Source organism: Xanthomonas sp. D-36-1, assembly GCF_017746155.1.
Lineage (GTDB): Bacteria > Pseudomonadota > Gammaproteobacteria > Xanthomonadales > Xanthomonadaceae > Xanthomonas > Xanthomonas cissicola.
In genome coordinates this window covers 13,625-29,632 of the sequence record NZ_JAGHWR010000015.1, presented here as the reverse complement: position 1 = coordinate 29,632, position 16,008 = coordinate 13,625, and the positions used below count along the sequence as shown (strand labels likewise).

Here is a 16,008-nt window from a genome sequence, read left to right as displayed (position 1 = left end):
GGAGCAACGTGGATCTGCCACGCCGCGACTATCTCAACGCACCACGCGCAACGGCGGCTTGCGCTTCCCACCGCCCTTCCTTCCGCCGCTGCCGCCGAATGGCGACTGCCCGCGCCAGTAGCGGATCATCAGCCAGCCGAACAGCATGCCGCCCAGATGCGCGAAGTGGGCCACGCCAGGCTGCCAACCGGTCGCCCCCAGCAATAACTCGATTGCGCCGAACACGATCACGAAGGTCCGCGCCTTCATTGGAATCGGCGGGAACAGCAGCATCACGCGCTGATTGGGGAACAGCATTCCGTACGCCAGCAGCAGACCGAACACGCCGCCCGATGCGCCCACGACCGGCGCACCGCTTTGCGTGAACCAGGCCATCAACAACTGGCACAGCCCGGCGCCGGCGACGCACACGAGGTAGTAGGTGAGAAAGCGCTTCTGGCCCCAGGTCTGCTCCAACGGCGCGCCGAACATGAAGAGCGCCAGCATGTTGAAAAACAGATGGTTGAAGCCGCCATGGAGGAACGCGTAGGTCAGCAGCTGCCACGGCATGAAGCTGGCGCCCGGCGAGAACGCATCGAAGCCGTTGGACAGCGGCCACAACATCAGCCACGACAACACGCTGTCCGATGGCAACACGCCGGCGCCCAGGTCGCCCACCGCCCATTGCAGCAGGAACAAGCCGATGTTGGCGATCAGTAATGCTTTGGTGATGGGCGGTAGTTGAGGCATGGCGGCTTCCTTCGGACTGCTGCCGATGATAACGGCAGGCTTATGAAGGCCCCCACACGGCCGCATCCAGCCGCTGTGCGGCGCTGGCCCGGCGCACACGGCCCCGTTCCACCTGGACGCCCTCGGCGCGCAGGCGCTGGCATTGCTCGCGGTAGCCTGCCGAGCCTTCGGGCAAGGCAATCCGGCCATCGCTGCGCAGTACACGGTGCCAGGGCAGCTGCGGGTCATCGTTTCCGCTGAGCACGCGCGCCACCAGCCGCGCACGGCCCGGCAGGCCGGCGCGCTCGGCAACTTCGCCGTAACCGGCAACCTCGCCCGCAGGAATCGCACGGATCACCGCAAGAATGCCCAGCCGCGCCTGCTCGCCTGACAGTGCTTCCCCCTTGGCGCCGGCGCGCGCAGCAGGGCTGGTGGATGGGCGCGACGCTAGATGGCGAGATTTGGACATCGCGCAAGCATGCCAGCTGAGGGGCGCGCGTGTGCGCATCGAACCCGTCCCACACGAAGGGAAACTACAAGCCCCTCTCCCCCCGGGAGAGGGGTTGGGGTGAGGGTACGGGACGCAGCCACGCACAGACGATTAGGCAATGCGCTCAGTTGTCATTCGACCCTGGATAGCGGCTCGACCAATCTTCAGTAGCAGATCGAGTTGAATTGATGAGTCGCATGTACCGAACCCTCACCCCAACCCCTCTCCCGCAGGGAGAGGGGCTCTCATCCTTCTACCTGCCGGACATTGTGCCCCCTCATGGGAGAGCAGGTGGCGCGCAGCGCCGGATGAGGGTACGCCGCTTACGAAAACCACAGCTCGATGCTAGATCGCGGCAGGGCCCGCTGCTGCCGCTATTTGTAGCGGCCTTCGATGGCGCACCGATCGGGGCGTCACTAGCCCGCTAACCTGCCACACCCCGGCCACCTCGGCCACCTCGGCCTCAGTGCATCAACACGATCTCTTCAGACGAGGTGGGATGAATCGCCACGGTCTCGTCGAAGTCGCGCTTGGTCGCACCCATCTTCACCGCCACCGCAAAGCCTTGCAGCATTTCGTCGGCGCTCTCACCCAATAGATGCACGCCGACCACACGTTCTTCTTCGCCCACGCACACCAGCTTGAACAGGCTGCGCTGCGGCGCGTCGGCCAGTGCGTGCAGCATCGGGCGGAAATTGCTGCGGTACACACGCACCGCCCCGTTGTAGCGCGCACGTGCCTGTTCTTCGGTGAGCCCGACATTGCCAAGCGGCGGGTGCGAAAACACTACGCTGGGCACGTTTTCGTAATCCATGCGCGCATCCGGTTGGTGACCAAACAGGCGGTCCATCAGCTTGCGCCCCGCCGCGATCGCCACCGGCGTCAGTCCGACATTGCCGCCCACATCGCCGATTGCGTGAATATTCGGCACGTTGGTGGTCTGCCCGTCGTCCACCACCACTTCGCCCTTGTCGCCAAGCGCAACACCCACGGTGTCCAGACCCAGCCCGGCGGTATTGGCGCGGCGGCCCACCGCGAAAAACACCTTGTCGAAGATGTCGTTGCCCTGCTCGCGCGGATGTACGGAATGCCCATGCACGCGCAGCGCACCGTGCATATCGCGCTCCAATGCGGTGGTGGTGAAACCGAAGTGCAGCCGCACGCCCAGATGGCGCAGGTTGTCGGCCAACTGCAAGGTCAGTTCCGCATCGAAGCGTTCCAGCAAGCGCTCGCCCTGCACGAATAGATGCACGCGGCTCCCTAAGGCCTGCAGCAGCCCGGCGATTTCCACCGCGATATAGCCGCCCCCGATAATCGCAACCTGCTCGGGCGCATGGCAGAGATTGAAGAAATCGTCGGAGACCTCGCCATGTTCTGCGCCCTCTACGTCCGGGCGTAACGCGTGCGCGCCAGTGGCGATCACGATGTGCCCGGCGGTCACCGGCACGCCGTCGCTGCCCATGACGGTATGGCGGTCCTGCAATACGCCGCGCTGCGGGATCAAGACCACGCCATCTTCGTTGAGGCGGCGTCGATAGCTGGCGTGGATGTTGGCGATGTACCCCTGCCGATGCGTGACCAGCTCCTGCCAGGCCAACGTCGGGCGCGGCACATCGAATCCCAATGCGCTGGCCAACTCGATCTTGCCGGCCAGATCGGCGGCCAGCCACATCGCCTTCTTCGGCACGCAACCGAGATTGACGCAGGTGCCGCCCAATTCGTCGGGCTCCATGATCGCTACGCGCGCGCCATGTTTTGCGGCGCGAAATCCCGCCGCGAGGCCGCCGGACCCGCCGCCCAGAATCACCACGTCGTAGTCGTAACGCGCACTCACGCGAAACGCTCCGCCCGGTAAGGATGCGGGTCCAGCGCAGGTGCGCGGCCCGTGATCAGGTCGGCCATCAATTGTCCGCTTGCAGTGCTCATGCTGATGCCGAGCATGCCATGCCCGGCTGCGAGCCAGACGTGAGGATGGCCTGGCAGCGCGCCCAGGACCGGCACATCGTCCCAGATCATCGGCCGCCATCCGTACCAGCGCTCGATCACCGCAGGCCCGCATGGCGTATGCAGATATTCGGCCGCCGCACGCTCCAACGCAGCCAGGCGTGTGGGATTGAGTTGCGTATCGCGCCCGGAAAATTCCATCGTGCTGCCGATGCGCAGGCGGTCGCGCCACGGCACCACGAACACCCAGCGGTCCTTCAACACCACCGGGCGGCGCGGCACCAGACGCGGCGCGCTGTAGGTAATCGAATAGCCCTTGCCGGCCTGCACCGGCAGGCGCAGGCCAAGTTGCGCCGCCAGCACCGGCGACCATGGCCCGGTTGCGATCACCACCTCGCGCGCACGGCGCTTGCCGTGCGCGGTCTGCACGCAGCTGCCGCCTCCATCGGGCACGATTGCCTGCACGCGGCAGTGCGCATCGATCGCCACGCCACGTGCGCGCAGCACTCTCGCAAGCTCTGCGGTGTATTGCTCCGGGCGTAGATGCGCATCGCCCGGGAAGTGGATCGCGCCAGCGATCCCATCGCGAAATGCGGGATCCTGGCGCACATAGTCCGCACCATCGATGACCTCTGCCCGGATACCCCACTGCGCCAGCAACGCGCATTCGTCGCGGTATCGCGCAAAGCGACGCGCATCGCCGAACACGTAATCCAGCCCATCGTTGCGAAACTCGCACTCCAGCGCGTACTGCGCCACCCACGCGTCGAAACGCTGCCGCGCATCGTGCAACAGCGCCGCCCGCGCCTGTGCACTGGACTGCCAATCGCGTGCATTGCAGCGCCGCGCGAAGCGCAGTAGCCAGCGCCATAACTCCGGATCCAGGCGTGGCGGGACATACAGCGGCGCATCCGGGGTGAACATCCATTTCAGTGCCTGCGCGATCATGCCGGGCGCCGCCAGCGGCGGTGCATGGCTCGGCGTGATGGTGCCGCAATTGCCGTAGGAGGTCGCCGCACCGGGCGCACCGGCATCGAGCACACGCACCTGCCGGCCCGCTTCGACAAGTGCCAGCGCGGTGGCCAGGCCAATCGCGCCCGCGCCGACCACCAGCACATCATCGCGGCTCCCGTGCATGCAGGCGCTACCCGGCGCGCCCAGCGCCACGCCACATCGGCGGCACCTGCAGATAGGTCACGCTGCGCCATAGCCATTCCATCGGCCCGAAGCGGAACCAGTGCAGCCAGCACCGGCTCAGCAGCACCTGCAGCGCAAACAGTGCCAGTGCGAACGGCAGTTGCCACACCCGCGGCAGCTGTTCGAAATAGCCCAGCCCGTAGCCGTAGAAGATGCCGGTGCAGACCAGCGATTGCAGCAGATAGTTGCTCAATGCCATCCGCCCTGCTGGCGCAAGCCATGCCAGGCGCGGTGCCAGGCGCACCACCCACGCGGCATAGCCCAGGCACATCAACGGCCCTGCAACCAGCGACAGCGCGAAGGCGCCGGACAGGCGCAGGTCCAGACGCGCCGGATCGATCCACGGCTCCAATGCATAACTTGCCAGCATCACGCCCAGCCCGAGCGGCAACACGCCATAGCGTAGCGTCGCAAACAAGCGTGGGAAGCGCTCGGGCGTGGCGATCGCACTGCTGCGCACGAACCAGCCACCGAGCAGGAACATGCCGAGCATGGCCGGGCCGTTGATGCTGAGGCCGGTCATCGCTTCCTGAAAGTCATGCCAGCGCTGCACCGTCGCTTGCAGGTAAGTGCCGCTGCCGAATGCGGCGCGCTGCGCCTGCACATTCGCCAGCGCCTGCTGCGCGGCGTCGGCCATCGCCGCTTTCCACTGCACCGTCGCAGCGGGATCGGCCTGCGCCAGCTCGCCTGCCACGCCGTACAGCAAGGTCAACCCAGGTGCGCACAGGTACACCAATGCAGCGAGCCACGGCAGCGTCACCGTCGGCACGTTGCGCGCACTCAGCAGCAGCAACGCCAGCAGGGCATAGGTCACCAGGATATCGCCGGACCACACCAGCAATGCATGGGCAAGCCCGATCGCCAACAGCCCGAGGGTGCGGCGTAGATACAGGCCGAAGAATGCGCGCCCGGCCTGTGCGGCGCGCTGCGCCATCACCGCAAAGCCCATGCCGAACAACAGCGAAAACAGCGTGTAGAACTTGCCTTGCACGAACACGTAGACCAGCGCATCGGCAACCCGGTCGGCGCCATGCCAATGCGGCTCCACGCCGGTCATGGCCAGATCGAGCGGCCCGACGAAGGCTTCAATGTTCATCAGCAGGATGCCCAGCAATGCCACGCCGCGCAGGACATCCAGCACGACGATGCGCTCGGTCGCAGCAATGGGGAGCAGCACGTCGCGGGATGTCATCACGGCTCAGGCAACCAGATGCGGCGGCGCGCGCCGCAGAATGCGAACGGCCCGCCGATGGGGCAGGCCGTCAGGAACAGCAATCATGCACGCACCGCGGCAACCCACAGACATGGGCCGATGTGCGTGTGGCCGGCATGCACCACCGTAGCGCCGGATGGCCGGCCTACGTCAGTGGCGCGCATGCGTCCCACCCGTCCAACCGCCACGCGAGTGCGTGCGTGACCGACCTTAGTGGTGATGACCGCCGTCGCCGTGCACATGGCCGTGGTCGCGCTCTTCCGCGGTGGCTTCGCGCACTTCGACGATCTCCACGTCGAAGTGCAGATCCTTGCCGGCCATCGGGTGATTGAGGTCCACATCGACCACGCTCATGCCGACCTTCTGCACCGTCACTGCGCGCGGACCGAAGTTGGTCTGCAACACGACCTGGGTACCGGGCACCAGCTTGGTGGCGCCGAAATGCTTCTTGGGCACGCGCTGGCTCAGGCCTTCGCGGTATTCGCCGTAGGCGTCGGTGGCCTTGACGTCCACACCGAAGCTCTCGCCGGCTTCCTTGTCCATCATGGCCGCTTCCAGGCCCGGGATGATGTTGCCGTGGCCGATCATGATCGCCAACGGGTCACGCTCCTTGGAGCTCTCGATCGGCTCCTGGCCGATTTCCGAAACGGTGTAATGGAAGCGGACGACGCTGTCTTTTTCGATCTTCATGCCTGGCTCTGAATGGGCTGCCCGGTGGCAGACGGTTGAGGACGGCTTGTCGGCCGCCGGGTGCGCCGCCATCATGGCGACCTTTCGAACCGCCCATTATCCCGGCTCCATGCATATCACGCCAGTTTTCGCCGCCAGCGCCCGACGCGCCGCGGCCAGCCTGTTGCTGGGCCTGCTGCTCCTGGGGGGCTGTTCGTCGCACGCGCCGGTGCGGCGCGCGGCCGCGCCCCCTGCGGCCGCGCGCGTGTGGCCGCAGGTGCCGCCGGCCGACCCGGCCGCCGCCAACAACATCTTGATGCGGGCGTTGGGGCTGGTGAGCACCCCGTACCGGTTCGGCGGCAATACGCCGGAGACCGGCTTCGACTGCAGCGGACTGGTCACCTATGTCTACAAAGACGTACTGGCCCTGGCACTACCGCGCACCTCGCGCGAACTGGCCGCAATCCAGGGCCCGCGCATCCCGCCCGAGCGACTTGCCACCGGCGATCTGGTGTTTTTCGGCGCTGGAGGCAACGTGACCCATGTTGGCATTTATGTCGGTGAAGGCCGCTTCGTGCATGCCCCTACCACCGGCGGTACGGTCCGCTTGGACTTTCTTGATGGAGCTTACTGGCGTGACCATTATTCAGGTTCAAAGCGGGTTTTGCACTAAAATGTGACGGAAATCACAAGTCATAAAACGGAAAGTTAACTTTTTTTGAACGTAACGATTCTTTCACCAGGGCATCATCTCGCATCGACAGCAGAACTGTGATTCCCGCGTGACGAACGACGAACAGATCAAAACTGGCGCCGCACCGCTTCCGCCCCGGAAACCGCTCCGCCTGCTATGCGCCACCGCTCTCTTGATTGCAGCACTTCCTGCATTCGCGCAGACCGCCAGCAGCACGCCATCCGCTCCGCAGACGACCACGCCTGACAGCGCCGTCGCCGCCGAGAAAGCCGCAACCCGCAGCCGCGCCGACGCCGCTGCCACCGCAACACTGGCCGCCCTGCTTCCGCACCTGGCTGCCAACGACGCCATTCCGCTGATGGACCGCTCGGCGATGTTCGCCGGCGATCTCAGCCGCCTGCTTGCCAATTACGACGTGTCGCAGAGCGCAGCCAATGCTGCCCAGAACGCCGTGGCCGATAGCCGCGTGCAGGTGATCCTGCAGCGCGCCATGGCCCAGCTCGGCACTCCGTACGTCTGGGGCGGCGAATCCACCGAAGGGTTCGACTGCAGCGGCCTGGTCGGCTATGTATTCAAGACTGCGCTCGGCATCGACTTGCCGCGCGTCTCGCGCGACATTGCCCGCGACGAATCGGCCGAGCTGATCAAGGACCCGAGCGCGCTGAAGGCTGGCGACCTGGTGTTCTTCGGCAAGCGTGGCCGTATCGACCATGTCGGCCTGGTGGTCGGCGACGGCAAGTTCCTGCACGCGCCCAGCCGCGGCAAGGACGTGCGCGTTGATTCGCTGGCAAGCGGCTACTGGAGCGAGAAGTTCATCCAGGCGCGCCGGGTGCTGTAACGCTCGGTTGCTTTCGACTCGGTTGCTTTCGACTCAGTCGAAGAAGGCCGCGACGATCTCGCGGCCTTTTTGTTGCGCGGAACCGGGCCGCGACGTCCGTGTGCGACCGCGCAGCCTCTATCGGCGCCTACCCACCCACGCGCCAGGCGCACCAGGAGCCACGCTGCCCGCACCGCCTACGCCGTCGTCGGGCAGATGATCTACCCGTATACCGGATGCGGCTTACTGCGAGGCGTCGGCCTTGTACCGTGCCATGGTGTCCTCGATGCCCTTGCTCAACTCCATCACCTTGAGCGCGTATTCCGCCAGACGTTGATCTTCCGGGGTATCTGGCCGCCAGGACGGCACTTCCACCGGGGTGACCCCGTCCGGATCCATCGCCACGAACACGATGATGCAATGCGTGCACAGGCGCGAATCGCCGCCCATCGGACTGCGCGCGCGTACATCGATCGCAAAATGCATGCTGCTGCGGCCGGTGTAGACCAGTTTGGCCGACACGGCCACCAGATCGCCGATGCGCACCGGCGCCACGAAGCGGATACCGCCCACCGCCACGGTGACGCAGTAATGCCCGCTCCAACCACTGGCCGCCGCAAAACCAACCTGGTCGATCCACTTCATCACCACGCCGCCATGCACCTTGCCGCCGAAGTTGACGTCGCTGGGCTCGGCCAGAAAACGAAATGTCAGATCACGCTGTTGGCCAATCACCGCCCGCCCTCGTCAATGGATGAGCTGGAAGTGTGCCATGTGGGTGGAACTCGTCGTACCCACAGCGCGATTGCCGTACCGGTCGACGTGAGCGCAACGAAGATCGGCACAAGACCTGTCATCAGCCAAGGTGCGGGATGCGTTGAAATTCGTCCCGTGAGCCTGAGCAGCGTCATCGTCAGATCGCCCGACTCCCCGTTGCCCCGCATGATCGAACAACGTCAAAAAGCACGCTCAACCGCCAATCACCTCAAGGTTGTCGCGCTTGCGCAGACACAGCCACGGGAAATGCGGCTGCGGCAACCTGAGCGCCTTTCGCATGCGGGCACTCCAACGACGCGGGTCGAACAACCACTGCACTGCAAAGCGGTCGAACGTAGCGTAGGTATGCTGGTGATAATGCGCAGCCAGTTCCGGAACGCCCAGCTCGGTGAAGTAGCGCAGGCTACGTGCGGCACTCTCTTGGGCGTGCTGCGGCGTGGCGTAGAGCGGGCTGTCGAGAATATGCAGCACGCCATCCTCGCGCAGATGCGCGAGCAAGCGCTCGATCAACGCGCCAGGATCAGCGAAATACTGCACGCAGGCGGGCAGCACGATGATGTCGAACGCGTCGCGCGGCAGTGCCACGGTCTGGATGTCGCCAGCGATGAAACTCAGGCCCGCCGCATGGCCGAACACGCGTGCGGCCTGGCTGAGCTCGGTGCGATTGACGTCGATGCCGCAGACCTCGCGTTGCAGCGACTGCGCCAGCACGTGCGATAGCCAGCCATTGCCGCAACCGAGTTCGAGGATGGCGCCCTCGCCGGCATGCGTGGCCAGGTGCTGCGCCAGCAAACTGCTCGACAGCGCGCGCACGCGCCATTCCAGCGTTGCCCCCAGTGTTCCGCCCGGACGCGGCAGGCTGCGCACCTGCGCATCGGTGTAGAGTCGGCCTTCCTTGCGCCGGATCTCCAGGTAGCGCTGCTCGAAAGGGTCCTCCGCCAGGCCGCGCTGCACAAGCACGCCATCGACGCGTTCCAGCTCGGGCAGCTGCTGCAGCCGTTCGCGCAGCACGGGAAATCCGGCACGCATCAAGCTGCCTCAGCGCAGTGGTTTGGCGCTGTCAGCGGGCGGATCTTCCAGTCCCACATTGGTGGAGGCGGATTCGTAGATGCTCTTGTCGAGCAGGCCGGTTTCCTTGGCCACCAGCACCGGCACCAGCATCTGCCCGGTGACGTTGGTCATGGTGCGCATCATGTCCAGGATGCGGTCGATCGCATACAGGTAGCCGATCACTTCCAACGGCAGATTGGCCGCACTCAGCACCACCGTGGCCATGATGACCGCCGTGCCCGGTACGCCGGCCGTGCCGAAGCTGCCGAGCACCGAGGCGATCAGCACCACGAAATACTGGTTGGCGGTCAGGGGGACGCCGGTGTATTGCGCGATGAACACCGCGCACAACGCTGGAAAGATTGCGCCGCAGCCATCCATCTTGATGCTGGCGCCCAGCGGTACCGCGAATGCGGCGTAGTCCTTGCTGACCCCCAGGTTGTGGGTAATCGAACGCATCGCCACCGGCATTGCCGCAAAGCTCGACGAACTGACGAACGCCACCTGCATGCCCGGCGCGGCACCGCGGAAAAACTTCCACGGGTTGAGCCCATGTGCGAGCAGCAGGATGCTGTAGACCACCACAATGTGGATCGCGCAGGCCACATACAGCGCCAGCACGAAATTGCCGAACGGCAGCAGCTTCGAAAAGCCGTAGCTGCCGACCAGGCCAGCGATCAGGCCAAAGGTGCCGAGCGGAGTCATCTCCAGCACGAAGCGCGTCACCTGGATCATGATGTCGCTCAACTGCCCGGTGAGCTTGCGCGCCTCGGCCACACGCTCGCCGAGCTTGACCATCGCAAAACCCAGCAACGCGGCGAAGAAGATCACCGGCAGGATCGAGCCACGCCCCGCCGCCAGCACCGTTTCGCCGGCCGCGTTGGTCTTGGTGCCGATACCGGTCAATGCGTAGAACGGGTTGGACGGCACCACATCCAGCAGCACCTGGACCGGGCTGGGCACATCGCGCGGTTTCCAGGCCGAATCCACGCTCAGGCTGAAATGGCCGGCGCCCGGCTGCATGATCGTGCCGACCGCCAGGCCCACGGCCACCGCCAATGCTGCGGTGATCACGAACCACAAGAACGTGCGCCCGCCGAGTGCGGCAACCGACTTTTGCCCGTGCAACGACGAGATCGCATTGATCACCGCAAAGAACACCAGCGGGATGGCGATCATCTTGATCAGCGTGACGTACAGATCACCCAGGGGACCGAACCACACATCGGCTGCCGGGCCCATGGCCGCGCCGACGATCGCGCCTAGCGCAAAGCCGGCCACCACGCGTTGCCAGAACGGAATGCGCAACCACGCCGCAACCAGTTTCATATCGTCGAATCTTCCGGGGGAAAGTGCTTGCACCATAGCCCAGGGCTGCTCTGCCCGCGAGACCACGGCTGGAACAGCGCTGTGTCATCGGTGTGACACCACCCATCGCGGCATAATGGGGATTGATTCAGCCACGAGTTCGATGCCGATGCGTTACCGCCTGCCTACCCTCGCCGCCCTGACCACGCTGTGCGTCGCCGCCTGCGCCTCCACGACCGGGAGCGGCACCTCCGCACCCGCGTCGGTCCGCGTGGAGGTGCCGCAGGTGACGCACCCGGCCGGCGAAACCCCGCAATGGTGGTACCGCTCGGGCGCCGCCCGTGCCGCCGGCAACGGCGCCATGGCCGGCAAGGCGCGCAACGTGATCCTGTTCCTGGGCGATGGCATGAGCCTGACCACGGTGGCCGCGGCGCGCATCCTGGACGGCCAGCGCAAGGGCGGCCCGGGCGAAGAGAACCTGCTGTCTTGGGAGCAGTTTCCCGCCACCGCTTTCAGCAAGACCTACAACACCGACTCGCAGACACCGGATTCGGCCGGCACCATGACCTCCATCACCACCGGCGTGAAGTCGCACATGGGCGCGATCGGGGTCAGCAGCGGCAACCGCAGCGACTGCGCCGACAGCTTGAACAAGGGCCTGCTGAGCTGGCTGCAGCTGGCCGACAGCGCCGGCATGGCCACCGGCATCGTCACCACCACGCGCCTGACCCACGCCACGCCGGCGGCAACCTATGCGCATTCGCCGGACCGCAACTGGGAAAACGACACCGACCTACCCGAGTCGGCGCGTGCTGCCGGTTGCCAGGACATTGCCCAGCAATTGCTCTCCACCGCCCGCTACGGCCGAGGCCCGCAGGTGGTGCTGGGCGGAGGACGCAGCCAGTTCCAGAGCGTGCAGGAGCGCGACCCGGAATACGACGACAAGGTGGGCCTGCGCCTGGACGGTCGCGATCTGGTGGCCGAATGGAAACAAGCGCACCCGCAAGGCGCCTATGTCTGGAACGAGCAGCAATTGCAGGCAGCGTCCGGTGCACCGGCGCTGCTGGGGCTGTTCGAACCGGACCACATGCAGTTCGATCACGACCGCAACCGCACCCCGCAGGGCGAGCCCAGCCTGACCGAGATGACCCGCACCGCGATCCAGTCGCTGTCGCGCGACCCGAACGGGTTCGTGCTGATGGTCGAAGGCGGCCGTATCGATCACGCCAACCACGCCGGCAACGCCTACCGCGCGCTCGATGAAACCGTGTCGCTGTCCGATGCCGTGCGCGTTGCTGTGCAGACTGCGCCACCGGACACGCTGATCATCGTCACCGCCGACCATTCGCACACGCTCAACTTCGTCGGCTACCCGGTGCGCGGTAACCCGATCCTGGGCAAGGTGCGCGGCACCGGCGGCGAAGAAGGCGACCGCAGCCAGCTGGCCACCGACCTGGCCGGCCAGCCGTACACCACGCTCAGCTACGCCAATGGCCCCGGCTACACCGGTGCCAGCAACGCGCAGCCGGCCGGCCCCAAGAAGTATCCGCACGAACCCAGCAGCAGCGAGCCGGCCACTGGCCGCCCGGACCTGAGCCATGTCGACACCGAAGCCCCCAGCTACATGCAGGAAGCGCTGGTGCCGACCAAATCCGAAAGCCACGGCGGCGAAGATGTCGGCATCTGGGCCACCGGCCCCGGCAGCGCGGCATTCCGCGGCACGCTGGAAGAGAACGTGATCTACCACGTCATCGTCCAGGCCACTCCGCGCCTGCGCGAGCGCCTGTGCAAGGCCGGCACCTGCAATGCCGCTGGCGTGCCGGTGGAATTGCCCAAGCCGGCCACGTTCGAGGCTGCGGTCAAGCGCTGATGCGCAGGCAGCGCTGCAGCGATGGCAGGCGAGCCGGCGCATGATGCGGTCGACGCATCGCCGCTCGACCTGCCGGCCTGGCGTCGCCAACGCCGTGTGCGAGCACGCCCGCAAACGGCCGCCGTCCCCCGCTGTCGGTGTGGCGCTCAGATCGGCCGTCGCGGACCGATGCGGTAACCGCGCACGGCAGCACATTGCAGCCAAGGCTGCAGCTGCACGCCGTTGTTCGCGCTGTGGGACGCCGAGAACACTGGAATCGTCGCCGTGTCCCCTGCAGGCAACATCCCAGGCAGGCGACCGACCGACCGTCACGCAGCCGGGACGGCATCTACTCACCAGGCGCGCAGGATCCGCTGCGAGGTCGCGCCTGTGCTGACCGGTACCCCGCTGCTGCCAGCCACCCCGCCTGGCCCGGTGCTGCTGGCCTACAGCGGCGGGATGGATTCCAGCGTGCTGCTGCATCTGCTGGCGGCGGCGTCGCGCTATCGACACGCAGGTTTGCGCGCGCTGCATGTGCATCATGGGTTGCATGCCGATGCCGACGCCTGGGCGGCGCATTGCCAGCGCACGTGCGACGCGCTGCAGGTGCCGTTGCAGATCGTGCGGGTGCAGGTGGCACGCGACAGCGGGCTTGGGCTGGAAGCGGCAGCACGCAACGCGCGCCACGCGGCTTTCGCGCAGGCCCTCATTGCTGGCGAATGGCTGGCGCTGGCGCATCATCGCGACGACCAGGCGGAAACGTTCCTGCTGCGTGCGCTGCGCGCTTCCGGCCCCGAAGGCCTGGCGGCGATGCGCCCGCAGCGCCCGTTCGCCAGCGGCACGCTGTGGCGCCCGATGCTGGCGCATGCGCGCGCCGATCTGCTCGCCTACGCGCATGCGCACGGATTGCGCTGGATCGATGACCCCAGCAATGCCGATCCACACCACGACCGCAATTTCCTGCGCAGCCAGATCGTGCCGTTGCTGCAGCAACGCTGGCCGCAGGCGACCGACGCACTGGCGCGCAGTGCGCAACTGAGCGCCGATGCCAGTGCGTTGCTGCTGCAGCAAGACATGGCATTGCTGCCAGGTGTGATTACCGCCAGCGGCGCGCTGGATCTGCAAGCATTGCGCGCGCAACCCGTGGAACGAAGGGCACGGCTGTTACGCGCCTGGGTAAGTGCGGCGCACGCGCCGCCGCTGCCTGCGCACGGCGTGGCCGCGCTGGAACAGGAAATCGACAATCATGCTGCAGATCGGCATGCCTGCTTTGCGTGGCAGCAGGTAGAAGTACGCCGCTGGCGCCAGTGCCTGTTTCTGCATCGCGCCGCTGCGGCCTGGCCGTCTGACTGGCACGCGCAATGGGACGGCGCAGCGCCCCTGCAACTCCCCGACGGTGCGCAGTTGCGGTTGCTCGGCGCACCGGGCCTGCGCTTTGCGCAACCGCTGCTGGTGCGGGCCCGCCAGGGCGGCGAGCGCATCGTGCTGCCGCAGCGCAGGCATTCGCACCAACTCAAACATCTGCTGCAGGCGCTGGATCTGCCGCCGTGGGAACGCGGGCGCCTGCCGATCCTGTGGGAAGGCGCGCAGGTGCTCGCCGCCGGCGATTGCATCATTTCCGGCACCTTGAACGCATGGTTGCAGACCAATGCCGCATCGCTGCAGTGGCGCACGGCTGCCGATGCGAATTGACCCGCCTGCGCGCGCGCCGCACACTTTAGCGATGGCCAAGAAGTCCTTGAACGAAACGTCCCCGGTTGCCCGCTTCGAACAGTCGCTGGAAGAACTCGAGCAACTGGTACAGAAGATGGAAGTCGGCGACCTGAGCCTGGAGCAATCGCTCACGGCCTACGAACGCGGCATCGGGTTGTACCGTGATTGCCAGCAGGCGCTGGAACAGGCCGAACTGCGCGTGCGCTTGTTGACCGACCCCGCCCGCCCCGAGCTTGCCGAAGCCTTCGAACCGCCGTCGCTGGACGGCTGAGGTGAGCTCGGCGTTGTTCGACCGCTGGATCGCCCGTACCGAACGCAGCCTGGAGGCCGGCTTGCCGAGCGCCACGCATGCGCCGCAGCGCCTGCATGCAGCGATGCGTCACGCCGTGCTGGGCGGGGGCAAGCGCATGCGCCCGCTGCTGGTCTACGCAAGCGGCGCATTGTTCGGTGCCGCTGAGGATCAGCTCGACACGCCCGCGGTGGCAGTAGAGCTGATTCACGCTTATTCGCTGGTGCACGACGATTTACCGGCGATGGACGACGACGCGCTGCGACGCGGCCAGCCCACCGTGCATATCGCCTTTGACGAGGCCACCGCGATTCTGGCCGGCGATGCCTTGCAGACGCGCGCGTTCGAATTACTCGCCACTGCCCCTGCCAGCGCCGAACTGCGCGTGGGCTGGATGCAGAGCCTGGCCAACGCGGCGGGTGCGGCGGGCATGTGCGGCGGCCAGGCGCTGGATATCGATGCGACCGGGCAACTGCAATCGCTGCAGCACCTGCAACGCATGCATGCGCTCAAGACCGGCGCGTTGATCCGTGCAGCGGTACGGATGGGCGCACTGACCGGAGGCGCCGCGGCGGCCGACCAGCAGCGTCTGGACGAATTTGCCGACGCGCTAGGCCTGGCCTTCCAGGTGCGCGATGACATCCTGGATGTGGAATCGAGCTCGGCGCAGCTGGGCAAGACCGCCGGCAAGGACGCGGCGCAATCCAAATCCACCTACCCCGCCCTGCTGGGGATGGACGGCGCCAAGGCGAAGCTGGCCGAGCTGGCCGCGCGCATGCATGACGTCCTGCAGCCCTACGGGCAACCAGGCGAGACATTGGTCACCTTGGGCCGGTTTGCGGTGAACCGCGCGCACTAGGCGCCGTTGCCAACGCCGCTAAACCGCAGCAAGCGGGGACGGCCGATGCCGAATCGATCTGAAGTTCCTGCGTGTCGCAAAGACGCGCTGGTCGCTCGCGGCCACATCTCGACCATTGGCGACATAAATCAGACGCAAAGGGCATGATTTGCCCACTCCGTGCGCCAGCGCACGGTCAACGCCCGCAGCAGCAGCGGCCAACCAGCCAACTTGATCACACATTGTAACTTTTCTCGCGTGCATTTGTGTCAGCCATTGACACATCCGGAGCTGCAGCACGTGATCGACTTCACATTTAAAGCTGAATTGTCGACATCCGCGATATTTCGACACCGTTCATGTGTTCGATAGGAACAAAAATATTCGCAATTGAATAACTTGTCGCGTTCGCTCGTCCTGCCTAGGTTTGGCTTGCCCGCATCCGCGGACAT

Annotated in this window: 15 protein-coding genes; 6 read left to right on the top strand and 9 right to left on the bottom strand. The window is 65.9% G+C overall.

The window, feature by feature from the left end:
• Nucleotides 1–33: 33 nt before the first annotated feature.
• From J7367_RS04875 to J7367_RS04850, 6 genes are all read right to left on the bottom strand, one after another.
• A complete protein-coding gene (locus J7367_RS04875) occupies nucleotides 34–729 on the bottom strand; it encodes a rhomboid family intramembrane serine protease (RefSeq protein ID WP_003486879.1) in 696 nt (231 codons plus the stop codon).
• Nucleotides 730–769: 40 nt separating this feature from the next.
• Entirely contained in the window at nucleotides 770–1,177 is a 408-nt protein-coding gene (locus tag J7367_RS04870) for an MGMT family protein (protein WP_007964761.1), read from the bottom strand.
• Nucleotides 1,178–1,661: 484 nt separating this feature from the next.
• A complete protein-coding gene (gene gorA, locus J7367_RS04865; RefSeq protein ID WP_057659826.1) occupies nucleotides 1,662–3,032 on the bottom strand; it encodes a glutathione-disulfide reductase in 1,371 nt (456 codons plus the stop codon).
• Nucleotides 3,029–4,279: an FAD-dependent oxidoreductase gene (locus J7367_RS04860; RefSeq protein ID WP_057659964.1), complete on the bottom strand. Its 1,251-nt coding sequence runs from the start codon at nucleotides 4,277–4,279 to the stop codon at nucleotides 3,029–3,031. Before J7367_RS04860 ends, gorA begins: the two co-directional genes overlap by 4 nt.
• A gap of 7 nt (nucleotides 4,280–4,286) precedes the next feature.
• Nucleotides 4,287–5,531: a DUF418 domain-containing protein gene (locus tag J7367_RS04855; protein WP_057659828.1), complete on the bottom strand. Its 1,245-nt coding sequence runs from the start codon at nucleotides 5,529–5,531 to the stop codon at nucleotides 4,287–4,289.
• A 231-nt stretch (nucleotides 5,532–5,762) separates the two neighbouring features.
• Nucleotides 5,763–6,242 (bottom strand): peptidylprolyl isomerase, encoded by a 480-nt coding sequence (locus tag J7367_RS04850; RefSeq protein ID WP_007964764.1) that lies wholly within the window; start codon nucleotides 6,240–6,242, stop codon nucleotides 5,763–5,765.
• Between the two features lie 109 nt (nucleotides 6,243–6,351).
• On the opposite strand from J7367_RS04850, the gene J7367_RS04845 reads away from it, so the two are divergent.
• Nucleotides 6,352–6,894 carry a C40 family peptidase gene (locus J7367_RS04845; RefSeq protein ID WP_057659967.1) on the top strand — a complete coding sequence of 181 codons (543 nt, stop codon included), beginning with the start codon at nucleotides 6,352–6,354 and terminating at the stop codon, nucleotides 6,892–6,894.
• 109 nt (nucleotides 6,895–7,003) lie between these two features.
• A complete protein-coding gene (locus J7367_RS04840; RefSeq protein ID WP_057659830.1) occupies nucleotides 7,004–7,753 on the top strand; it encodes a C40 family peptidase in 750 nt (249 codons plus the stop codon).
• Nucleotides 7,754–7,975: 222 nt separating this feature from the next.
• On the opposite strand, the gene J7367_RS04835 is transcribed toward J7367_RS04840, so the two are convergent.
• The 3 genes from J7367_RS04835 to J7367_RS04825 form a co-directional block, all read right to left on the bottom strand.
• Nucleotides 7,976–8,467 carry an acyl-CoA thioesterase gene (locus J7367_RS04835; protein ID WP_022558987.1) on the bottom strand — a complete coding sequence of 164 codons (492 nt, stop codon included), beginning with the start codon at nucleotides 8,465–8,467 and terminating at the stop codon, nucleotides 7,976–7,978.
• A 234-nt stretch (nucleotides 8,468–8,701) separates the two neighbouring features.
• On the bottom strand, nucleotides 8,702–9,538 hold the full coding sequence (locus J7367_RS04830; protein WP_057659831.1) for a class I SAM-dependent methyltransferase: 837 nt from the start codon (nucleotides 9,536–9,538) through the stop codon (nucleotides 8,702–8,704).
• 9 nt (nucleotides 9,539–9,547) lie between these two features.
• Nucleotides 9,548–10,888, bottom strand: a complete 1,341-nt coding sequence (locus tag J7367_RS04825) for a dicarboxylate/amino acid:cation symporter (RefSeq protein WP_057659834.1) — start codon at nucleotides 10,886–10,888, stop codon at nucleotides 9,548–9,550.
• A 142-nt stretch (nucleotides 10,889–11,030) separates the two neighbouring features.
• On the opposite strand from J7367_RS04825, the gene J7367_RS04820 reads away from it, so the two are divergent.
• The 4 genes from J7367_RS04820 (at nucleotide 11,031) to J7367_RS04805 (ending at nucleotide 15,577) form a co-directional block, all read left to right on the top strand.
• Nucleotides 11,031–12,737, top strand: a complete 1,707-nt coding sequence (locus tag J7367_RS04820) for an alkaline phosphatase (RefSeq protein ID WP_057659836.1) — start codon at nucleotides 11,031–11,033, stop codon at nucleotides 12,735–12,737.
• 369 nt (nucleotides 12,738–13,106) lie between these two features.
• The gene (gene tilS, locus J7367_RS04815) at nucleotides 13,107–14,408 is read left to right on the top strand and encodes a tRNA lysidine(34) synthetase TilS (RefSeq protein ID WP_057659838.1); all 1,302 of its coding nucleotides are present in this window, start codon (nucleotides 13,107–13,109) and stop codon (nucleotides 14,406–14,408) included.
• Between the two features lie 31 nt (nucleotides 14,409–14,439).
• On the top strand, nucleotides 14,440–14,700 hold the full coding sequence (locus J7367_RS04810) for an exodeoxyribonuclease VII small subunit (RefSeq protein ID WP_003486852.1): 261 nt from the start codon (nucleotides 14,440–14,442) through the stop codon (nucleotides 14,698–14,700).
• Between the two features lies 1 nt (nucleotide 14,701).
• A complete protein-coding gene (locus tag J7367_RS04805; RefSeq protein ID WP_057659840.1) occupies nucleotides 14,702–15,577 on the top strand; it encodes a polyprenyl synthetase family protein in 876 nt (291 codons plus the stop codon).
• The last annotated feature ends 431 nt before the right edge of the window (nucleotides 15,578–16,008 follow it).

Excerpts from the sequence above, each read along its gene's own strand:
- J7367_RS04875 (WP_003486879.1), bottom strand. The coding sequence starts at position 729 with ATGCCTCAACTACCGCCCATCACCAAAGCATTACTGATCGCCAACATC.
- J7367_RS04870 (WP_007964761.1), bottom strand. The coding sequence starts at position 1,177 with ATGTCCAAATCTCGCCATCTAGCGTCGCGCCCATCCACCAGCCCTGCT.
- J7367_RS04860 (WP_057659964.1), bottom strand. The coding sequence starts at position 4,279 with ATGCACGGGAGCCGCGATGATGTGCTGGTGGTCGGCGCGGGCGCGATT.
- J7367_RS04855 (WP_057659828.1), bottom strand. The coding sequence starts at position 5,531 with ATGACATCCCGCGACGTGCTGCTCCCCATTGCTGCGACCGAGCGCATC.
- J7367_RS04850 (WP_007964764.1), bottom strand. The coding sequence starts at position 6,242 with ATGAAGATCGAAAAAGACAGCGTCGTCCGCTTCCATTACACCGTTTCG.
- J7367_RS04845 (WP_057659967.1), top strand. The coding sequence starts at position 6,352 with ATGCATATCACGCCAGTTTTCGCCGCCAGCGCCCGACGCGCCGCGGCC.
- J7367_RS04830 (WP_057659831.1), bottom strand. The coding sequence starts at position 9,538 with ATGCGTGCCGGATTTCCCGTGCTGCGCGAACGGCTGCAGCAGCTGCCC.
- J7367_RS04825 (WP_057659834.1), bottom strand. The coding sequence starts at position 10,888 with ATGAAACTGGTTGCGGCGTGGTTGCGCATTCCGTTCTGGCAACGCGTG.
- J7367_RS04820 (WP_057659836.1), top strand. The coding sequence starts at position 11,031 with ATGCCGATGCGTTACCGCCTGCCTACCCTCGCCGCCCTGACCACGCTG.
- J7367_RS04810 (WP_003486852.1), top strand. The coding sequence starts at position 14,440 with ATGGCCAAGAAGTCCTTGAACGAAACGTCCCCGGTTGCCCGCTTCGAA.